The 15785-nt window shown below is 47.5% G+C and carries 12 protein-coding genes and 1 pseudogene; 5 read left to right on the top strand and 8 right to left on the bottom strand.

The genetic code is table 11. The annotated features are described in order from the left end of the window. Positions 1-24: 24 nt before the first annotated feature. The 6 genes from DYE26_RS32975 to DYE26_RS32950 form a co-directional block, all read right to left on the bottom strand. Positions 25-516 carry a PTS sugar transporter subunit IIA gene (locus DYE26_RS32975; RefSeq protein WP_036621121.1) on the bottom strand — a complete coding sequence of 164 codons (492 nt, stop codon included), beginning with the start codon at positions 514-516 and terminating at the stop codon, positions 25-27. 37 nt (positions 517-553) lie between these two features. Beyond that, complete coding sequence (locus tag DYE26_RS32970) at positions 554-2434, bottom strand: oxidoreductase (protein ID WP_036621119.1); 1881 nt, start codon at positions 2432-2434, stop codon at positions 554-556. Positions 2435-2466: 32 nt separating this feature from the next. Next, positions 2467-4347: an oxidoreductase gene (locus tag DYE26_RS32965; protein ID WP_036621117.1), complete on the bottom strand. Its 1881-nt coding sequence runs from the start codon at positions 4345-4347 to the stop codon at positions 2467-2469. A 20-nt stretch (positions 4348-4367) separates the two neighbouring features. Beyond that, entirely contained in the window at positions 4368-5804 is a 1437-nt protein-coding gene (locus DYE26_RS32960) for a 6-phospho-beta-glucosidase (RefSeq protein ID WP_036621115.1), read from the bottom strand. A 13-nt stretch (positions 5805-5817) separates the two neighbouring features. Continuing rightward, positions 5818-6852, bottom strand: coding sequence for a LacI family DNA-binding transcriptional regulator (locus tag DYE26_RS32955; RefSeq protein WP_036621113.1), 1035 nt, complete (start codon positions 6850-6852; stop codon positions 5818-5820). A 103-nt stretch (positions 6853-6955) separates the two neighbouring features. Next, positions 6956-8356: a PTS transporter subunit EIIC gene (locus DYE26_RS32950; protein ID WP_036621111.1), complete on the bottom strand. Its 1401-nt coding sequence runs from the start codon at positions 8354-8356 to the stop codon at positions 6956-6958. Positions 8357-8696: 340 nt separating this feature from the next. On the opposite strand from DYE26_RS32950, the pseudogene DYE26_RS34475 reads away from it, so the two are divergent. Next, a pseudogene (locus DYE26_RS34475) lies at positions 8697-8774 on the top strand (hypothetical protein); the annotation flags it as partial. Positions 8775-8955: 181 nt separating this feature from the next. Here DYE26_RS34475 and DYE26_RS32940 read toward each other — a convergent pair. Then, complete coding sequence (locus DYE26_RS32940; protein WP_036621110.1) at positions 8956-9453, bottom strand: DUF6568 family protein; 498 nt, start codon at positions 9451-9453, stop codon at positions 8956-8958. 358 nt (positions 9454-9811) lie between these two features. On the opposite strand from DYE26_RS32940, the gene DYE26_RS32935 reads away from it, so the two are divergent. Beyond that, on the top strand, positions 9812-10489 hold the full coding sequence (locus DYE26_RS32935) for a response regulator transcription factor (protein ID WP_036621106.1): 678 nt from the start codon (positions 9812-9814) through the stop codon (positions 10487-10489). Beyond that, on the top strand, positions 10474-11412 hold the full coding sequence (locus tag DYE26_RS32930) for a sensor histidine kinase (RefSeq protein ID WP_371861046.1): 939 nt from the start codon (positions 10474-10476) through the stop codon (positions 11410-11412). Before DYE26_RS32935 ends, DYE26_RS32930 begins: the two co-directional genes overlap by 16 nt. Before the next feature lie 41 nt (positions 11413-11453). Here DYE26_RS32930 and DYE26_RS32925 read toward each other — a convergent pair whose 3' ends face one another. Then, a complete protein-coding gene (locus DYE26_RS32925) occupies positions 11454-12080 on the bottom strand; it encodes an ATP-binding cassette domain-containing protein (RefSeq protein WP_036621105.1) in 627 nt (208 codons plus the stop codon). A gap of 247 nt (positions 12081-12327) precedes the next feature. Here DYE26_RS32925 and DYE26_RS32920 point away from each other — a divergent pair, with 247 nt between their 5' ends. Both DYE26_RS32920 and DYE26_RS32915 read left to right on the top strand, forming a co-directional pair. Continuing rightward, positions 12328-13005, top strand: coding sequence for an ABC transporter ATP-binding protein (locus tag DYE26_RS32920; RefSeq protein ID WP_036621103.1), 678 nt, complete (start codon positions 12328-12330; stop codon positions 13003-13005). Further along, the gene (locus tag DYE26_RS32915; RefSeq protein ID WP_036621101.1) at positions 13002-15542 is read left to right on the top strand and encodes an ABC transporter permease; all 2541 of its coding nucleotides are present in this window, start codon (positions 13002-13004) and stop codon (positions 15540-15542) included. Before DYE26_RS32920 ends, DYE26_RS32915 begins: the two co-directional genes overlap by 4 nt. Positions 15543-15785: the final 243 nt, after the last annotated feature.

The following is a 15785-nucleotide window of genomic DNA, read 5'->3' as shown; positions in this document are numbered from 1 at the left end:
CAGCCGCCCTAATGGAGCAAAGTTCTAATAATAAATCCGTATAACACCCTGCTGTCCGTCTGTCTGGCCTTCCGCAACCTCAATCCGCTTAATATGCTCCTGGCCCGCCGGGACAATGACCGGCGTAATGACCGTGTAGCCTGCCTGCTCAATCGCGGGGATATTGAATTCCAGCAGCAGTTGCCCTTGTGCAACGGAATCGCCGGAGTTCACGTGGGCCGTAAAGCCTTCACCTTTCAGGGCGACGGTATTCATTCCAACATGAATCAAAATTTGCGCGCCGGATTCGTGTTCAAGCATGACGGCGTGTTTGCTTTTTTCCATCACGTGAACCACCTTGCCGGCAAACGGAGCGGTCACCTTCCCTTCCACAGGTTGAATCGCAATGCCTTCTCCCATCAGTCCGCCGGCAAACGCTTCGTCAGGCACCTCTGCAAGGGGGAGAACCTTGCCTGGCAGCGGAGCTAAAACTTCCAGAATCTGCTCCACGGCCTTCTTCTTTTTCCAACCAAACATACTCTGCCTCCGATATCAGATTTACAGATTTACAGATTTACAGATTTTTGGCGATAAAATAACCTTCTCTGGTCGCGTCCATCACGTTTCTCGGCTTGTTGGCGTCGCCGATGATGAAGGTGTCCGGGACAATATTGTAAAAGGAGTCGATGAGCTGCGGATTCGTTCGCATCCCCGTCGAGAGAATAACCGTCTGGGCCTTATGAAGTTTGCGCTCGCCGTTCTCCTCGTAAATCACGCCATCCGGGGCGATCTCCCCGATCCGGACATTCATTTTGACATGCAGCGTTGTTTGTTTGTCCATCGCTTGTCTTAAAGCAACGCGATACAGAATATTGCCGTTTTTCGCCAGCAAGTCTCCCGCTTCCATGATCGTCACGTTTTTGCCGTGCCGCGCCAGCTCGATACCGAGCTCGCAGCCGGTCGAACCGCCGCCGATCAGTACGACCTCCTGCCCTACCTCATCCATTCGGGTATATACGTCCAGCGCTCCGAGCACATGGCTTTGGTTCACCCCTTTAATCGGAGGCGTAAACGGCACCGCGCCAACGGCGATAATAATCGCGTCCGGGGACAGCTCTTTAACCCGCTCCGGCGTAGCCTCCACCCCCAACTGCACCTTGACGCCTGACTTTTTAATCTGGGTGATCAGATAATTCATGTAATTGTATAAATCGATTTTCAACTCTTCGTATTCGGCATACCGCAGCGCCCCGCCAAGCGAATCCTGCTTTTCCAGCAAAATAACCTCATGCCCCCGCTCGTCCGCCACCAAAGCGGCTTTCATGCCGGCCGGGCCACCGCCGATAATAACGACTTTCTTGCGCTGTTTCGCTTTTGGCAGCTCCAAAGGAACCAGGTCGTAACGGGTATAGCGCGGATTGACCGAGCAGCCGACATTTTTCCGCTCCGTGGAAATATGGTAGCAGTACTGGCAGCGCAGGCAGGGGACGATATCTTCGTCTCGGCCTTCCTTGGCTTTCTGCGGCCAGAACGGATCGGCGATCAGCGGGCGTCCCAGGGCCACGAAATCGGCCTTGCCCGCGGCGATAATCGATTCCGCTTCGGCCGGGCTCATAATCGCGCCGACGACGGCCACGGGAATCTTGACGTTCCGCTTTACTTCGGCGGCCCATTCCACGTTGGGCATATGCTCTTTAAAAATCGTCGGAGCCATGTGCACATTGCCTTCGTAATTGATGTCCAGGCCCGCCGAAATATGCACCATATCGAGTTTGTCTTCGACAATTTTGATAAACTCCAGCACGTCCTTGAATTCGATCGAACCGTCGACGATTTCGGAGGCACTGATCCGCATGTCCACGACAAAATCAGGGCCGACCGCCTTACGAACCCGGTCGATGATCATTTTCGGGAACTTGATCCGGTTTTCAAAAGAACCGCCATATTCGTCCGTGCGTTTATTGAACAGCGGGGAGAGAAATTCAGCCGGCAGCCAGCCGTGGGCAAAATGCAGCATGACCAGATCGAAGCCGGTTTCCTTGGCCCTTTTCGCGGTTTCCGCCCAGTCGTTCGCCACCTCGTCCATCATTTGCTCGTCCATCGCTTTTACGATGGTGCCGTCCGCTCTGACCAGATCGACCGGGCCGATCGCGTAATCGTCCACGCGCGCGTATTGGCCCGAATGGATCAGCTCGAGGGAAGCCTTTGCCCCGGCCTGATGGGCGACAATGACGCGGTTTCGCGTTGCTTCCATCTGGTATTTATCAAAGGCGTAGGGCTCGTCCGGCCGGGAATAGCTCGCTCTTTTACGGCTGACATTGACGCTGCCGGTAATGATCACGCCGGCGCCGCCGATCGCTTTATCATGGTAAGGCCCCGCTGGGGTGGCGATAATCCGGTTGTGGAACACTACGTTTTTAATGCGGATCGGCTTGAATAGGTTGGGAAATTTCATCCGTACCACTCCTCTGTCTGCTGTATACCTCTTTACAGATTTTTGGCGATAAAATAACCTTCTCTCGTCGCATCCATTACGTTTCTCGGTTTGTTGGCGTCGCCGATAATAAAGGTGTCCGGGACGATGTTGTAGAAGGAGTCGATGAGCTGCGGATTGGTCCGCATCCCCGTCGAGAGAATAACGGTCTGGGCCTTGTGAAGTTTGCGCTCGCCGTTCTCCTCGTAAATCACGCCATCCGGGGCGATCTCCCCGATTCGGACATTCATTTTGACTTGCAGCGTTGTTTGTTTTTCCATCGCTTGTCTTAACCCGACGCGGTAAAGGAGATTGCCGTTTTTCGCCAGCATGTCTCCCGCTTCCATAATCGTCACATTTTTACCGTGCCGCGCCAGCTCGATGCCGAGCTCGCAGCCTGTCGAACCGCCGCCGATCAGCACGACCTCCTGCCCCACTTCATCCATTCGCGTGTAAACGTCCAGCGCTCCGAGCACATGGCTCTGGTTCACCCCTTTAATCGGAGGTGTAAATGGAGCTGAGCCAACGGCGATAATGATCGCGTCCGGGGACAGCTCTTTAATCCGTTCCGGTGTAGCCTCCATGCCCAATTGCACCTTAACGCCGGATTTATTGATCTGGGTGATCAGATATTTCATGTAATTGTACAAATCGATTTTCAGTTCCTCATACTCGGCATAACGCAGCGCCCCGCCAAGCGAGTCCTGCTTCTCCAGCAAAATAACCTCATGTCCCCGCTCGTCCGCCACCAAAGCGGCTTTCATGCCTGCGGGTCCGCCGCCGATAATGACGACCTTCTTGCGCTGTTTCGCTTTCGGCAGTTCCAAAGGCACCAGGTCGTAACGGGTATAGCGTGGATTGACCGAACAACCGACATTTTTCCGCTCCGTGGAAATATGGTAACAGTATTGGCAGCGCAGGCAAGGAACGATATCCTCATCCCGGCCTTCCTTGGCTTTTTGCGGCCAGAACGGATCGGCGATCAGCGGACGTCCCAGCGCCACGAAATCGGCCTTGCCCTCGGCGATAATCGATTCCGCTTCGGCCGGGCTCATAATCGCGCCGACAACGGCCACGGGGATCTTAACGTTCCGCTTCACTTCAGCGGCCCATTCCACGTTGGGCATATGTTCTTTAAAAATCGTCGGAACCGCGTGTACGTTGCCTTCATGATTGATGTCGAGTCCCGCCGAAATATGCACCATATCGAGTTTGTCTTCGACGATTTTAATAAATTCCAGCACATCCTTAAATTCAATCGAACCGGCGACGATTTCGGAGGCGCCAATCCGCATGTCCACGACAAAATCCGGGCCGACCGCCTCACGCACCCGGTCGATGATCATCTTCGGAAATTTGATCCGGTTTTCAAAAGAACCGCCATATTCGTCCGTCCGTTTATTGAACAGCGGGGAGAGAAATTGAGAGGGCAGCCAGCCGTGGGCAAAATGCAGCATCACCAGATCAAAGCCGATTTCCTTGGCCCTTTTCGCGGTTTCCGCCCAGTCGTTGGCCACCTCGTCCATCATTTGCTCGTCCATCGCTTTAACAATGGTGCCATTCTCTCTCACGAGATCAACCGGTCCGATCGCGTAATCGTCTACACGCGCGTATTGACCCGAATGGAGCAGCTCGAGGGATGCTTTTGCTCCGGCCTGATGAGCAACTATGACGCGGTTTCGCGTCGCTTCCAACTGATATTTGTCGAACGCGTAAGGCTCGTCCGGCCGGGAATAACTCGCTCTTTTGCGGCTGACATTGACACTGCCGGTAATAATCACGCCGGCGCCGCCGATCGCTTTATCATGGTAAGGACCCGCAGGGGTGGCGATAATCCGGTTGTGGAACACTACATTTTTAATGCGGATCGGCTTGAATAGATTGGGAAATTTCATCCATACCACTCCTCTGTCTGCTATTCTCTGGATTCATCCAACATCTCGCCGTTCGACAGAATGACATTTTTGTACCAGTAAAAAGACTTCTTGCGCTCGCGGTTCAAAGTTCCGTTACCTTGATCATCCCGGTCCACGTAAATCAGGCCATAGCGTTTTTTCATTTCGCCGGTGGAGGCGCTGACGAGGTCGATGCAGCCCCAGACGGTATAACCCATCACGTCCACTCCGTCAAGCAAAACCGCGTCTTTCATATGAGCGATATGTGTTTTCAAATAATCGATCCGGTAATCGTCCCTGATCATTTCGCCTTCCTGCTTGTCGTCCACAGCGCCAAGGCCGTTTTCCACCACAAAAATCGGCAGCTGATACCGGTCGTACAAGTTATTTAAAGCGATCCGCAAGCCTAAGCCGTCAATCTGCCAATCCCAGGCGCTTTTCTCCAGATAAGGGTTGGCAATACCGTCCAGCATATTACCTTTTACTTGAATTTTCCGCTCGGGCTTGGCACTGGTAACGAGGGACATATAATAACTAATGCCAATATAATCAACGTTTCCGGCCAGCAAATCCCGTTTATCCTCCGGTGTGATATCAAGCGAGATTTGCCGCCGTTCCAGAAATTTATAGGCTTTGGGAGAATAGTATCCTCTTACTTGGACATCAGAGAAGTAATAATGAAGATCCATATTATGCATATTTTCCAGGTTGTCTTCCGGGGAACAGGTTTCCGCATAGGACAGCGGGTACAGCATCATCATACCGATTTTGAAATCCGGATTGATCCGGTGGCCCAATTCCACGGCTTTGGCGCTGGCCACCAATTGGTAATGCGCCGCTTGATACACCGCTTGCTCCGGGCGGTCGTATTGCTCGATGCGGATGCCCGCGGCAATCAGCGGATTCAAAGTAATGACATTGATTTCATTAAAAGTCATCCAATATTTTACTTTCGTGCGGTATCTCCGGAACAAGGTATCACATAGCTTGACGTAAAAATCGATCATCTTCCGGTTCGTCCAGGAACCGTATTCCTTGACCAAGTACAGCGGGGTCTCATAATGGGAAATCGTGACGACCGGTTCGATTCCGTATTTAAGGCACTCGTCAAACACCCGGTCATAAAAAGCCAACCCTTCCTCATTCGGCTCCGTTTCATCGCCTTTAGGGAAGATTCTCGTCCAGTGAATGCTCGTTCTGAAGCATTTAAACCCCATCTCGGCGAACAAGGCGATATCTTCCTGATAGCGGTGATAGAAATCAATCGCCTGATGATTTGGATAGTAAGTATTTTCCAGGATGCCTTCGGTATACAACCGGCTTTGGCCATGCTTGCCGGCAGCGGCGACATCGGCGGTGCTTATTCCTTTTCCTCCGATGTTCCAGGCTCCTTCGCATTGATTGGCCGATACGGCTCCTCCCCACAAGAAGTCGTCCAGCAGCTTTCGAGTTGACATACGGTTTCTCTCCTTACTCTCTATTTTTAACGGAACCTCTTTCGATAATTTCCGATTGGAAAATGGCGTCTTGTTGCAGCTTCTTCACCACATCCGCTCTCGTCTTGCTCCCGTCCATCATGGCAATCAGAGATTTGGCGACCCTCCTCATCACCTTCTTTTGATGAAGGTCAACCGTTGTGATCTGGGGAGTAACGATTTTGGAAATCGGATAATTGTTATACCCTACGATCGACACATCCTCCGGAACGGAAATCCCGTTTTCCAGCAGCTTTCGCAAGCCGCCGACCGCCAGATCGTCGGTGGCGTAAAAAATCGCGTCGATTTGCCCGGAAGCAATCTTGCCTATCATTTTTTCCGTAACGCCGTATCCGTGGTCGTAATCACTGCCGCGCGCTTCAAAAGTGAGTTCCTTATCGAACGCCAGTTTGTATCTTTTTAAAGTTCGCAAGTACCCTTTATAACGGTAATTCGTCCCGATTGAGGTTTTGCTTCCTCTGACAAAAGCGATTTTGCGGTGTCCCTTCGCAATCAGATATTCCACGATATCCTCACCGGTACGATCATAATCCAGGACGACATTGACCACATGCTCGTTTACAATGAATTCCGGCGTTCTGCCCATGACAAAAATGGGCATACTTTTATTGGCATACGCATTGACAAATTCGTCGGAAATAAACTTGGACATACAGATGACGGCATCCGCCCTATTCTCGGAAATAAATCGCTCCGCCGTGCCTTTATGCTTGTCATTTGCCGTTATAATGACCAAATCGATATTTTTCACCTTCAGCTCATTTTGTACGGCTTCCAAGGAATCTGTAAAGTACGGACGGGTTGGATTATCAGCAATGAGCAGAACCACATTTGTTTTCTTGCGTTGTAAATCTATCGCCGAACCGTTTCTGACATAGTTCAGCTGTTTTGCCGCTTCCCTGACCTTTTTCTTGGTTTTGTCGGCAATTTCGGGACTGTCGTTTAAAGCCATGGAGACGGCCGAAACCGAAATATCCAGCAGTTTTGCAATATCCTTGATCGTAGCCATTTTATTTGCACCTCGCGCCTATTCTTCCGTTTTTATTTTATTATAGAGTAGATTCGAGCATCTGCGCGATTTTCGGCTTCGGCTATCTGTTGGCGCCCCGCGGTTATGCCTTCGGCTTCTTGAAGTTGATATTTTGCTTGCTCAACAGAATCGTCGTAAAAAAAGATACGCTCAGCGAAACGCCCACCGCGATAAAATAAGTCACCGCGGTCGGGGACGACAGGAATGCCGGCAGCCCCAGTAAACCGCTAAAGGCAAAGTTCGTAATGTAGGTTTTGGTCACGCCGCAGACAATGCCCCCGGCCAAACCGCCCAGTGTCAGGGAAATGAAATATTTTTTGTTCTTCATTACCACCCCGTAAATCCCTGGCTCGGTAACGCCCGACAGGAAATTAACGAAAGCGGAGGAACTGGCCATCGCTCTATCTTCCTTGTTTTTGGAAATTATCATGACAGCAAGGCAGACCCCTAACACCGCATAGTTGCCCATTCCTCCAGATCCGAGGCTGTATTCCATACCATGTTCCGCCAGGTACGATAATTGCAGCGGCAGGACGACCCAGTGAATGCCCAGCATAATCACGTAGATGAACAAAGCCCCGAATATCGCATTAAAGATAATGACGTTGGAATTAAGGAAAAACTCGTATCCGTCAGCGACAAGATTAGCCAAAAATCCGCCAACCGGTCCGAACACCATCAAAGTTAAAGGAACCATGATCAGCAAGGATAAAAACGGCACAAAGATGAACTGCAGCGCTTTGGGCAAAAATCTTTTGAGCAGCTTGTCCAGATACGAGTAAGCCCAAATCGCCAAAATGATCGGGATGACGGTGCTGGAAAAATTCATCGCGGTAAAATGAATTCCCAAAAAGTCGATCACATTGCCCGTTGTCGTAATCCCCGTGATGTTCGGTTCCATCAAAGCGGCGCCGATCACCGCGCCGATATAAGGGCTGGCCCCGAACTTTTGCGCGGCCGTAAACGCCAGCAGGATCGGAAAGAAATAAATCAAGGCATTGCCCGCACCGGCCAGAATCAAATACGTATTGCTTGTGTTAGGGAGAATCCCGGATTGCGCCAAAATATCGATCAGACCTTTAATAATCCCGGAGGTCGCCAGAATGGGAATGTACGGTGTAAAAATCGCCGAAATCGTAGCGAGCAGCTTATCGAACCACGATTTTTTAGGGGCCTTGGCGCCAGCAACGGCGTTATCCCCAGGCTTGGCGGGACCGCTATCCGGCGTTTGCCCGTCCGGAGCGTTCTCCAGTTGCCGCATAATCTCGCTGTACATTTCATTAACGAGCGGGCCGATAATTACCATCGTTTGCCCTTGCGAATCCACTACTCCGAGCACTGCCGGCAGCGCCTTAAGCGCGTCCCGCTCGGCCAAGGAGGTGTCATGCAATTCAAAGCGCAGCCTTGTGGCGCAATGAACCAGGCTGGAAATATTGCTCTTTCCCCCCCACCAGTTTGATAATGCTTGTTGCGGCCTCTTTATTACTCATTCGCGTCACCCCGGTAACTTTTTCTCATGTGCTCAAATCCGCTTACTGAAACGTTACAGAAAACATTCAAAAAAAATTGAAATAATTGATCTGAAACGTTTCAGAAATGCTTCAAAAAAATTTCTTCCCTGCAGGTATGCACCCAGTATAAACGACATGATTCGACTTGTCAATGAACCGTTTTCAAAAATCCCGGGAACAATCCCCTTTACTTTAAGAAACGCAAGGAAATGGAGGAGAAATACGCCCCTTATTTATTGTCGTAATTTTTTTTAATCATGATTTCTATAGTTCTAGAAGTGTAAAAATGAAATAAATAAGGAGAGGAACCACATGAGGAATTCATGGAAAATTTATGTGCTGGCCATTGTCAGCTTTTTGGTCGGAACTTCGGAATACATTATCGCCGGATATGGGATATGGTCGCAAGCGATCCGCGGCCCCGACGATGTATTTGGGGCAATTAGAAAAGGAGCCATCCTGATTCGAGAGGCCCCTGTCAACTTGGATTTACGTATGGGATCTATAACATCGCCAACGCACCGCCAATGTTCAAGCCGTTGCTGTTCCGCTGAAGTTCAAGGACTTCCTCTTATTGCGGGCAGTTCGCAAAAAGCGTGAGCAATTCATCCACATTGGGTCCCGAACCTACTTGCTTGACAACGGCCTTCCCTTCTTTGATATATGCCAATGTTGGCGTACCCTGGAAATCAATATGGTCGACCAGAAATTGGCCGATCTCAGGTCCCCAATCACCGCCATCTAAATTATAGTAGTAGATTGGTTGTGAAATAAGTAAAGAAAAATCTTTTAAAACAGGCGAAAACTCCCGGCAATAATAGCAACTCGGTCTGCCTATATAAATATAAAATCCTTCACCGGAATTGAATTTAGCGATGGTTTCGTCCGCATTAAGCTTAGGCAAATGTTTTACATTGTTTTCGTATTCCTCTACAGTAACCCCGTTCTCATATTTGCCAAAATGCGCTTGGGTCATATTTGATGAGGCATAAGTGCTACCTGCAACAAATAGGCACATGATACAGGTTAAAGTTATGCTCCATAAAAAACGGATTTTTCTACTTCGCATACACAAACCTCCATTTCCGTTAGAGTTCACAAAAGTCCTGTCCAGAAAGCGCCGCATTGATCCGGTCCATTAGGACTGCAGTCATGCTGACAATCATCAGGGTCGCAGATTTGAACGGACATGTCGAATTCCTCCGCTTGCAGCCATTTTAATTCTTCCACTTTAATCCTCTCCTTTACTCAGTGGTAAGTACTTGATTTATACATTACGATAGTTGGACTATAAAACCGCAGAAATGTAACATTTAGCTGTATTTTTGCTATATTTAACATACTTTCTATAAAAGTTGATGACGAGCAAACCATGGAAAAAAGCAGTAAAATAAAGATAAAGCAATACGGAAATGAGGAGGAAAACGATGAACCGTATCCTGATTGTCGAAGACGACATCTCCTTAAGCAATGGAATTACACTGGCCTTAAAAGACCCTGACACTACTTTCGTGCAAGCCCATAGTCTCGCCGGCGCCAGAGATCAATTAAAAACCGCCGGATTTGATTTAATGATCCTGGATATTAATTTGCCGGACGGAAACGGACTTGAACTGTTGAAGGATATACGCAAAACAACAGCCATGCCGGTTATCGTCCTTACGATTCATAATTTGGAAACGGATATTGTAACCGGGTTGGAACTGGGCGCCGACGATTATATTACCAAACCCTTCAGCCTGATGGTATTGAGGGCGCGCGTGGCGGTGCAATTAAAAAAATCCGGAAACCAGCCCCTGGACTGCTTTCAACACGACGATTTCCGCTTTTCTTTTCATAAAATGGAATTCTTAAAGAAAGGAAGTCCTGTTGAGCTTAGCAAAACCGAACAAAAACTGCTGCGTATCTTGGTTGAACATAAAGGGATGACGGTTTCCCGCGAGCACTTAGTGGACAGCATCTGGACCGACGGAGCTGAATATGTGGGGGAAAACGCCCTATCTGTAACAATAAAAAGATTGCGTGACAAGCTTGAAGACAACCCTTCCGCGCCGCGATACATTAAAACGGTCTACGGGCTTGGTTATACATGGGCGCAGAAATGATGATTTTTAATTATCTATGCTTGGGTGTAGCCGCTTCCGCCGTAATCGGCGCTGCAATTACCGTCTTTTTATACCGGAAATATGTCAGAAATACGTTAAAAACAATTGATAATATGATCACGGCTGCTATTGACGGCAGTTTTTCGGAGCACGTCTTCGACGAGTCTTTGTTGTCTTCAGTGGAAGCCAAGTGCGCCCAATTTCTGTCCATTTATTCTGTATCGTCCCAAAAGTTGCTGGCGGAAAAGAATAAAATAAACAAGCTGATTTCCGATATTGCGCATCAGACAAAAACACCTGTCGCCAACATTCTGCTTTACTCCCAACTGCTTGGCGAATACGATTTGCCTCAGGATGTTTCCATATGCGTTAAAGCCTTGAATTCCCAGGCCGAAAAGCTTCATTTCCTTACTGATGTATTAGTCAAGACATCTCAGCTTGAGACGGGCATTATTAGTGTCTCTCCCCGCCGGGAAACGGTTCAAAAGCTGCTGGATTACGTAAGGCATCAGGTCTTTCCAAAGGCTGAAGCTAAAGGAATTTCGCTCGCTATACCAGATACGGCCATCCACGCCCGCTTTGACTTGAAATGGACCGCGGAGGCCGTCTATAACGTTGTCGATAATGCTGTAAAATACACGGATAAGGGTGGAAGTATCGTCGTTCGGGTTAGTGAATATGAGTTATTCTGCCGGATCGATATTACCGACACCGGAATCGGAATTGCGGAAGAGGAACAAACGAAAATATTCAAACGTTTCTATCGCTCCCCAGCCGTACAGATGCAGGAAGGCGTCGGCATTGGATTGTTTTTAACCAGAGAGATTTTAACCGCCGAAGGAGGATATATTCGGGTAAAGTCCGATTTTGGGAGCGGTTCTACCTTTTCGATATTTCTCCCTATCGACAAATTTCCACAATAAGAATCTGCATTAGACTTTTTGTTTTGAGGAAATACCGTAATTTAAGCATTCAATATTATTTTATTGAAATGACTCTCCAATTCCCTATCGTGCGTAATTAATAATATGGTATGGTCCAACTTAAGCTCTTCTAATATAGCCATAAAATTTTGTTTGACAATGCGATCCAAATTTGCAGTCGGCTCGTCAAAAATTAAAACCTCTTTATTGCCAAAAATGGTCCGTAAAATCGCAACAATCTGCTGTTGTCCGCCGGACAGGGAAAAATTTTTTCCGATGATTTGGGCGTTTCCGCCATCCTGGATAAATTTCTTGGTATCCAATAACTTAATATAAGCATCCAATCGCTCGATAGGGATTCCCTGTTTTCCTAAAGTTATGTTATTCATAATAGTATCCATATACATTACAGATTCCTGAAAACAAATGCCTATTTTACCGTTCACCTCCTCCCGTTTCCATTCCCTTAGTTCTATCCCGTCAAGAAAGATATCGCCCGTATAATTGCAATTGATCTTCGTTAATAATTTCAGCAGCGTACTTTTTCCGGCTCCATTGCGTCCGGATAAACAAAAAATCTCATGGCTATCGATAGAGAAGCTAATGCTCGATAGAACATCTTCTATTCCGTTATAGCTGTAGCTTACATTTCTGAATTCTAAATGCATCGTTGACTCACCTCGAAATAAAAGTATTGTTTATTTTACAGCTTTCATAGCCTATCTCCTTGTTCATGACACCAGGTACCATTTATTTGTCATAAAATACATTTCAGCTATTTTTAATCATTGAAGTTCTTTCAAGACTGTTAGAATTCTGAAAGATTGTGGAAAGATCAGTATGGTAATGTCTGTGTTGTAGAAATGCTTGCAAGCACAGACATTAACAGACATTATTTGTTTTGGAGGAGATCCGATGAAGATATTAGAAGCCAATAACCTGAAGAAATTTTATGGCAGCGGTGAGACTGCCGTTCATGCTTTGGACGGGGTGACCCTCGAGGTGGAACATGGGGAATTTGTCGCCATCGTCGGCACATCCGGCAGCGGCAAGTCCACCCTGCTGCATATGCTCGGTGGTCTGGACCGGCCGACAAGCGGAAGCGTCACGGTCGACGGCAAGGACATCTTTTCGCTTAAAGATGAAGAATTGACCATTTTCCGCCGCCGAAAAATCGGGTTCGTCTTCCAAAATTATAATCTGGTGCCTGTCTTAAACGTGTATGAAAATATTGTGCTCCCGATTGAATTGGATGGGAAACAAGCGGACAAAAACTATGTGGACAAAATTGTAAATACGCTGGGACTTGAGAATAAACTAAACAATTTGCCGAACAATCTCTCCGGCGGACAGCAACAGCGCGTAGCCATTGCCAGAGCTCTGGCAGCGAAACCGGCGATTATTTTGGCCGACGAGCCGACCGGAAATCTGGACAGCAAGACCAGCATGGATGTCATGGGTCTTATTAAGGTGTCCAGTCAACAGTTCCGCCAAACAATCGTGATGATTACCCACAACGAAGAAATCGCCCAAATGGCGGACCGCATCATTCGCATTGAGGACGGTAAATTAATCGGCGGTGCGGTCGGATGATCAAAGTAAAGAATAAAAAAGTCATCCGTAAGCTGGCGGATAAAAGTTATAAAACCAATAAAACGAGAAATCTCATCGCCATTTTAGCGATAGCTCTCACTTCATTGTTATTTACGGTGCTGTACACCATGGGCTTAGGCACCGTGGACAGCATACAGCAGACTACGCTGCGGCAGGCTGGCGGCGGTCATGCTGTCCTCAAACATATTGATGATGAGGTATTCACGAAGATTAAGGAACATCCTTTGATCAAAGAAATCGCCTATAGACGAATTTTGAGCGACGGTGTTTTAAACAATGAATTTTTAAAACGACAAACAGAGTTTTGGTATTACGATGATGCAGCGCTAAAGCTCGGATTCATTAAGCTGGCTGGCGGCCGTAAGCCTGTAGCCGAAAATGAAGTAATCGCCGATACCCAAACATTGCAGTTGCTGGGGATTCCCTTAAAGGTTGGCGAGCCTTTAACCCTGCAGCTTGACATTCGCGGCAAACAGGTTGAACGCAGGTTTAACCTTTCCGGCTGGTGGAAGAGCGACCCGATGTTTAATGCGGGACAAATCTACGCTTCCAGAGCTTATTTGGATGCGCATCACGCTGAACTGCAGAACACATATAAGAAAGACAAGTTTTATACAGGGACTATTCACCCTACTATCATGTTCAACAATAGTCTTGATTTGCGCGGCAAACTCGATAAAGTGATCATTGAGAGCGGATATTCTCTTGATGAAGAGGCAGCAAACTATGTCGAGAGTAATGTAAATTGGGCGTACCTTGCAGCCAATTTCGGTAATATGGACCCTGGAATCATAGTTGCGCTTATTTTAATGCTGCTGCTGATCATGTTTACCGGGTATTTGATTATTTATAATATTTTTCAAATTTCGGTAATACGAGATATTCGTTTTTACGGCCTCCTGAAGATGATCGGCACCAGCGGCAGACAGATCCGCCAGATTATTCACCGACAAGCCATGCTCCTGTCGGTCATCGGCATCCCCCTCGGCTTAATCATAGGCTACATAGTGGGAAAGTCGCTTGTTCCTCTGATTATAAACAACACGAACTTAGCCGGCGCGGAAGCATCGGTATCCCCGAGTCCGTGGATTTTTATATTGGCCGCGCTGTTTACACTTATCACGGTGTTTATAAGTACCAGCAAGCCGGGCAAAGCAGCCTCAAGCGTGTCGCCGGTCGCGGCGACGAAATATGTAGACCGAATTCCCGGGAACAAGACCATGCCGTTGAAATCCACACGCGGCGTAAGCATGCGCAGCATGGCCCGGGCTAATCTGGGGCGCAGTAGAAAACGTACACTTATGGTCGCGATCAGTTTATCCTTAAGTCCCGTACTCCTGAACACCGCGTTTGACCTCTCGCAAAGTATAGATACAAACAAATATTTGTCATCCCAGTTTGGCGATACGGACTTTCTTATCGGACATGCGGATTTGTTCAAACAGGAGTTTGTCGGACATGAAAACGGAACTTCCGAAAGCTTTATTCAAGCGGTTCAAGATCAGCCGGGTTTTGAAGAAGGTTGCCGATTATACGGAGACCGAAATGTATTTACGGTTGACAAATCAAAGCCTGCTGGAGATGTGAACGATGGAGTTGATGCCTACGGCAATTACATTGCCCAAGTATTCGGACTTGAAGAGTTGTGCATGGGCTATCTTCAAATCATGGACGGTGAGCTCGATTCTGGCAAGTTAGCTTCAGGCAGATATATTTTGGAGGGCGTCGATCTCAACGATTACGGCGAACCATATTGGGAACGAACGAAATACAAAGTGGGCGAGAAAGTTACGCTTCATAAGTTTATGGGGAACGAGGAAGCTACGATGGACCGATATAAAACCTTTCATTTTACGGTACTCGGTCATGTGGCTATGAAGGAGTACTCTAATTCTGATAGCAGAGCAATGAGTTATAACTTTTATCTCCCTGCGGACATCTATAAGTCATTGACGCGGCAACGCACGGTGATGAGTTATGCTTTTAATGTATCCTCCAATGAAGAAGCCGGCATGGAACACTTTTTGAAAAGTTACACCAAGACAACAGAACCGTTCATGGATTACCGGTCCAAATTTACCGTGTTAAATGAAGTATCGGGAATGCAAACAACGGTGAAGATGATTGGCGGCACGCTTAGCCTAATCATTGGTCTGATCGGTGTCCTAAATTTTGTAAATGCAATTCTAACCAGCATTATCACCCGGCAGCAAGAGCTGGCCATGTTGCAAAGTATCGGTATGACCAAACGGCAATTACGCAGCATGCTGGCTTTTGAAGGATTTTATTATGCGTTGGGCACTAGTTTGCTCTCTATCCTGCTAGCTATCATATCTTCAGTCTTCATTGTAAGACCTTTGAGTAATACCATTTGGTATTGTAGCTACCATTTTGTTATTTGGCCTGTACTAGCTGTATTGCCTATATTGTTTGCTCTCGGTACCCTCATTCCATTAGCGGTCTATTCTTCGAACAGCAAACGAAGTATTGTGGAGCAGCTTAGGCTGGCAGAATAAGTTAGTAAGCTATTACAGAACAATCGCTTTTTATTACACTTAGATATTTTTATTAGATTTTGGTTTTATGCTGTATCTAAGTTAACTGTGCATCTGATTATATTCATTGATAAAGGGAGCGTGTAAAATGGAAAAATTAGAACTGTTGGAAGCGGAACAATTTGACATGTCCATTCAAAGTTATTGCGATCCAAATGATTGTAATCATGATTGTTTTCCTACCGGGCGAAATGATTGCGGCTC

Source organism: Paenibacillus macerans (assembly GCF_900454495.1).
GTDB lineage: Bacteria > Bacillota > Bacilli > Paenibacillales > Paenibacillaceae > Fontibacillus > Fontibacillus macerans.
This window is presented reverse-complemented; position numbering and strand designations above follow the sequence as displayed.

Excerpts from the sequence above, each read along its gene's own strand:
- DYE26_RS32975 (WP_036621121.1), bottom strand. The coding sequence starts at position 516 with ATGTTTGGTTGGAAAAAGAAGAAGGCCGTGGAGCAGATTCTGGAAGTT.
- DYE26_RS32970 (WP_036621119.1), bottom strand. The coding sequence starts at position 2,434 with ATGAAATTTCCCAACCTATTCAAGCCGATCCGCATTAAAAACGTAGTG.
- DYE26_RS32965 (WP_036621117.1), bottom strand. The coding sequence starts at position 4,347 with ATGAAATTTCCCAATCTATTCAAGCCGATCCGCATTAAAAATGTAGTG.
- DYE26_RS32960 (WP_036621115.1), bottom strand. The coding sequence starts at position 5,804 with ATGTCAACTCGAAAGCTGCTGGACGACTTCTTGTGGGGAGGAGCCGTA.
- DYE26_RS32955 (WP_036621113.1), bottom strand. The coding sequence starts at position 6,852 with ATGGCTACGATCAAGGATATTGCAAAACTGCTGGATATTTCGGTTTCG.
- DYE26_RS32940 (WP_036621110.1), bottom strand. The coding sequence starts at position 9,453 with ATGCGAAGTAGAAAAATCCGTTTTTTATGGAGCATAACTTTAACCTGT.
- DYE26_RS32935 (WP_036621106.1), top strand. The coding sequence starts at position 9,812 with ATGAACCGTATCCTGATTGTCGAAGACGACATCTCCTTAAGCAATGGA.
- DYE26_RS32930 (WP_371861046.1), top strand. The coding sequence starts at position 10,474 with ATGGGCGCAGAAATGATGATTTTTAATTATCTATGCTTGGGTGTAGCC.
- DYE26_RS32925 (WP_036621105.1), bottom strand. The coding sequence starts at position 12,080 with ATGCATTTAGAATTCAGAAATGTAAGCTACAGCTATAACGGAATAGAA.
- DYE26_RS32920 (WP_036621103.1), top strand. The coding sequence starts at position 12,328 with ATGAAGATATTAGAAGCCAATAACCTGAAGAAATTTTATGGCAGCGGT.
- DYE26_RS32915 (WP_036621101.1), top strand. The coding sequence starts at position 13,002 with ATGATCAAAGTAAAGAATAAAAAAGTCATCCGTAAGCTGGCGGATAAA.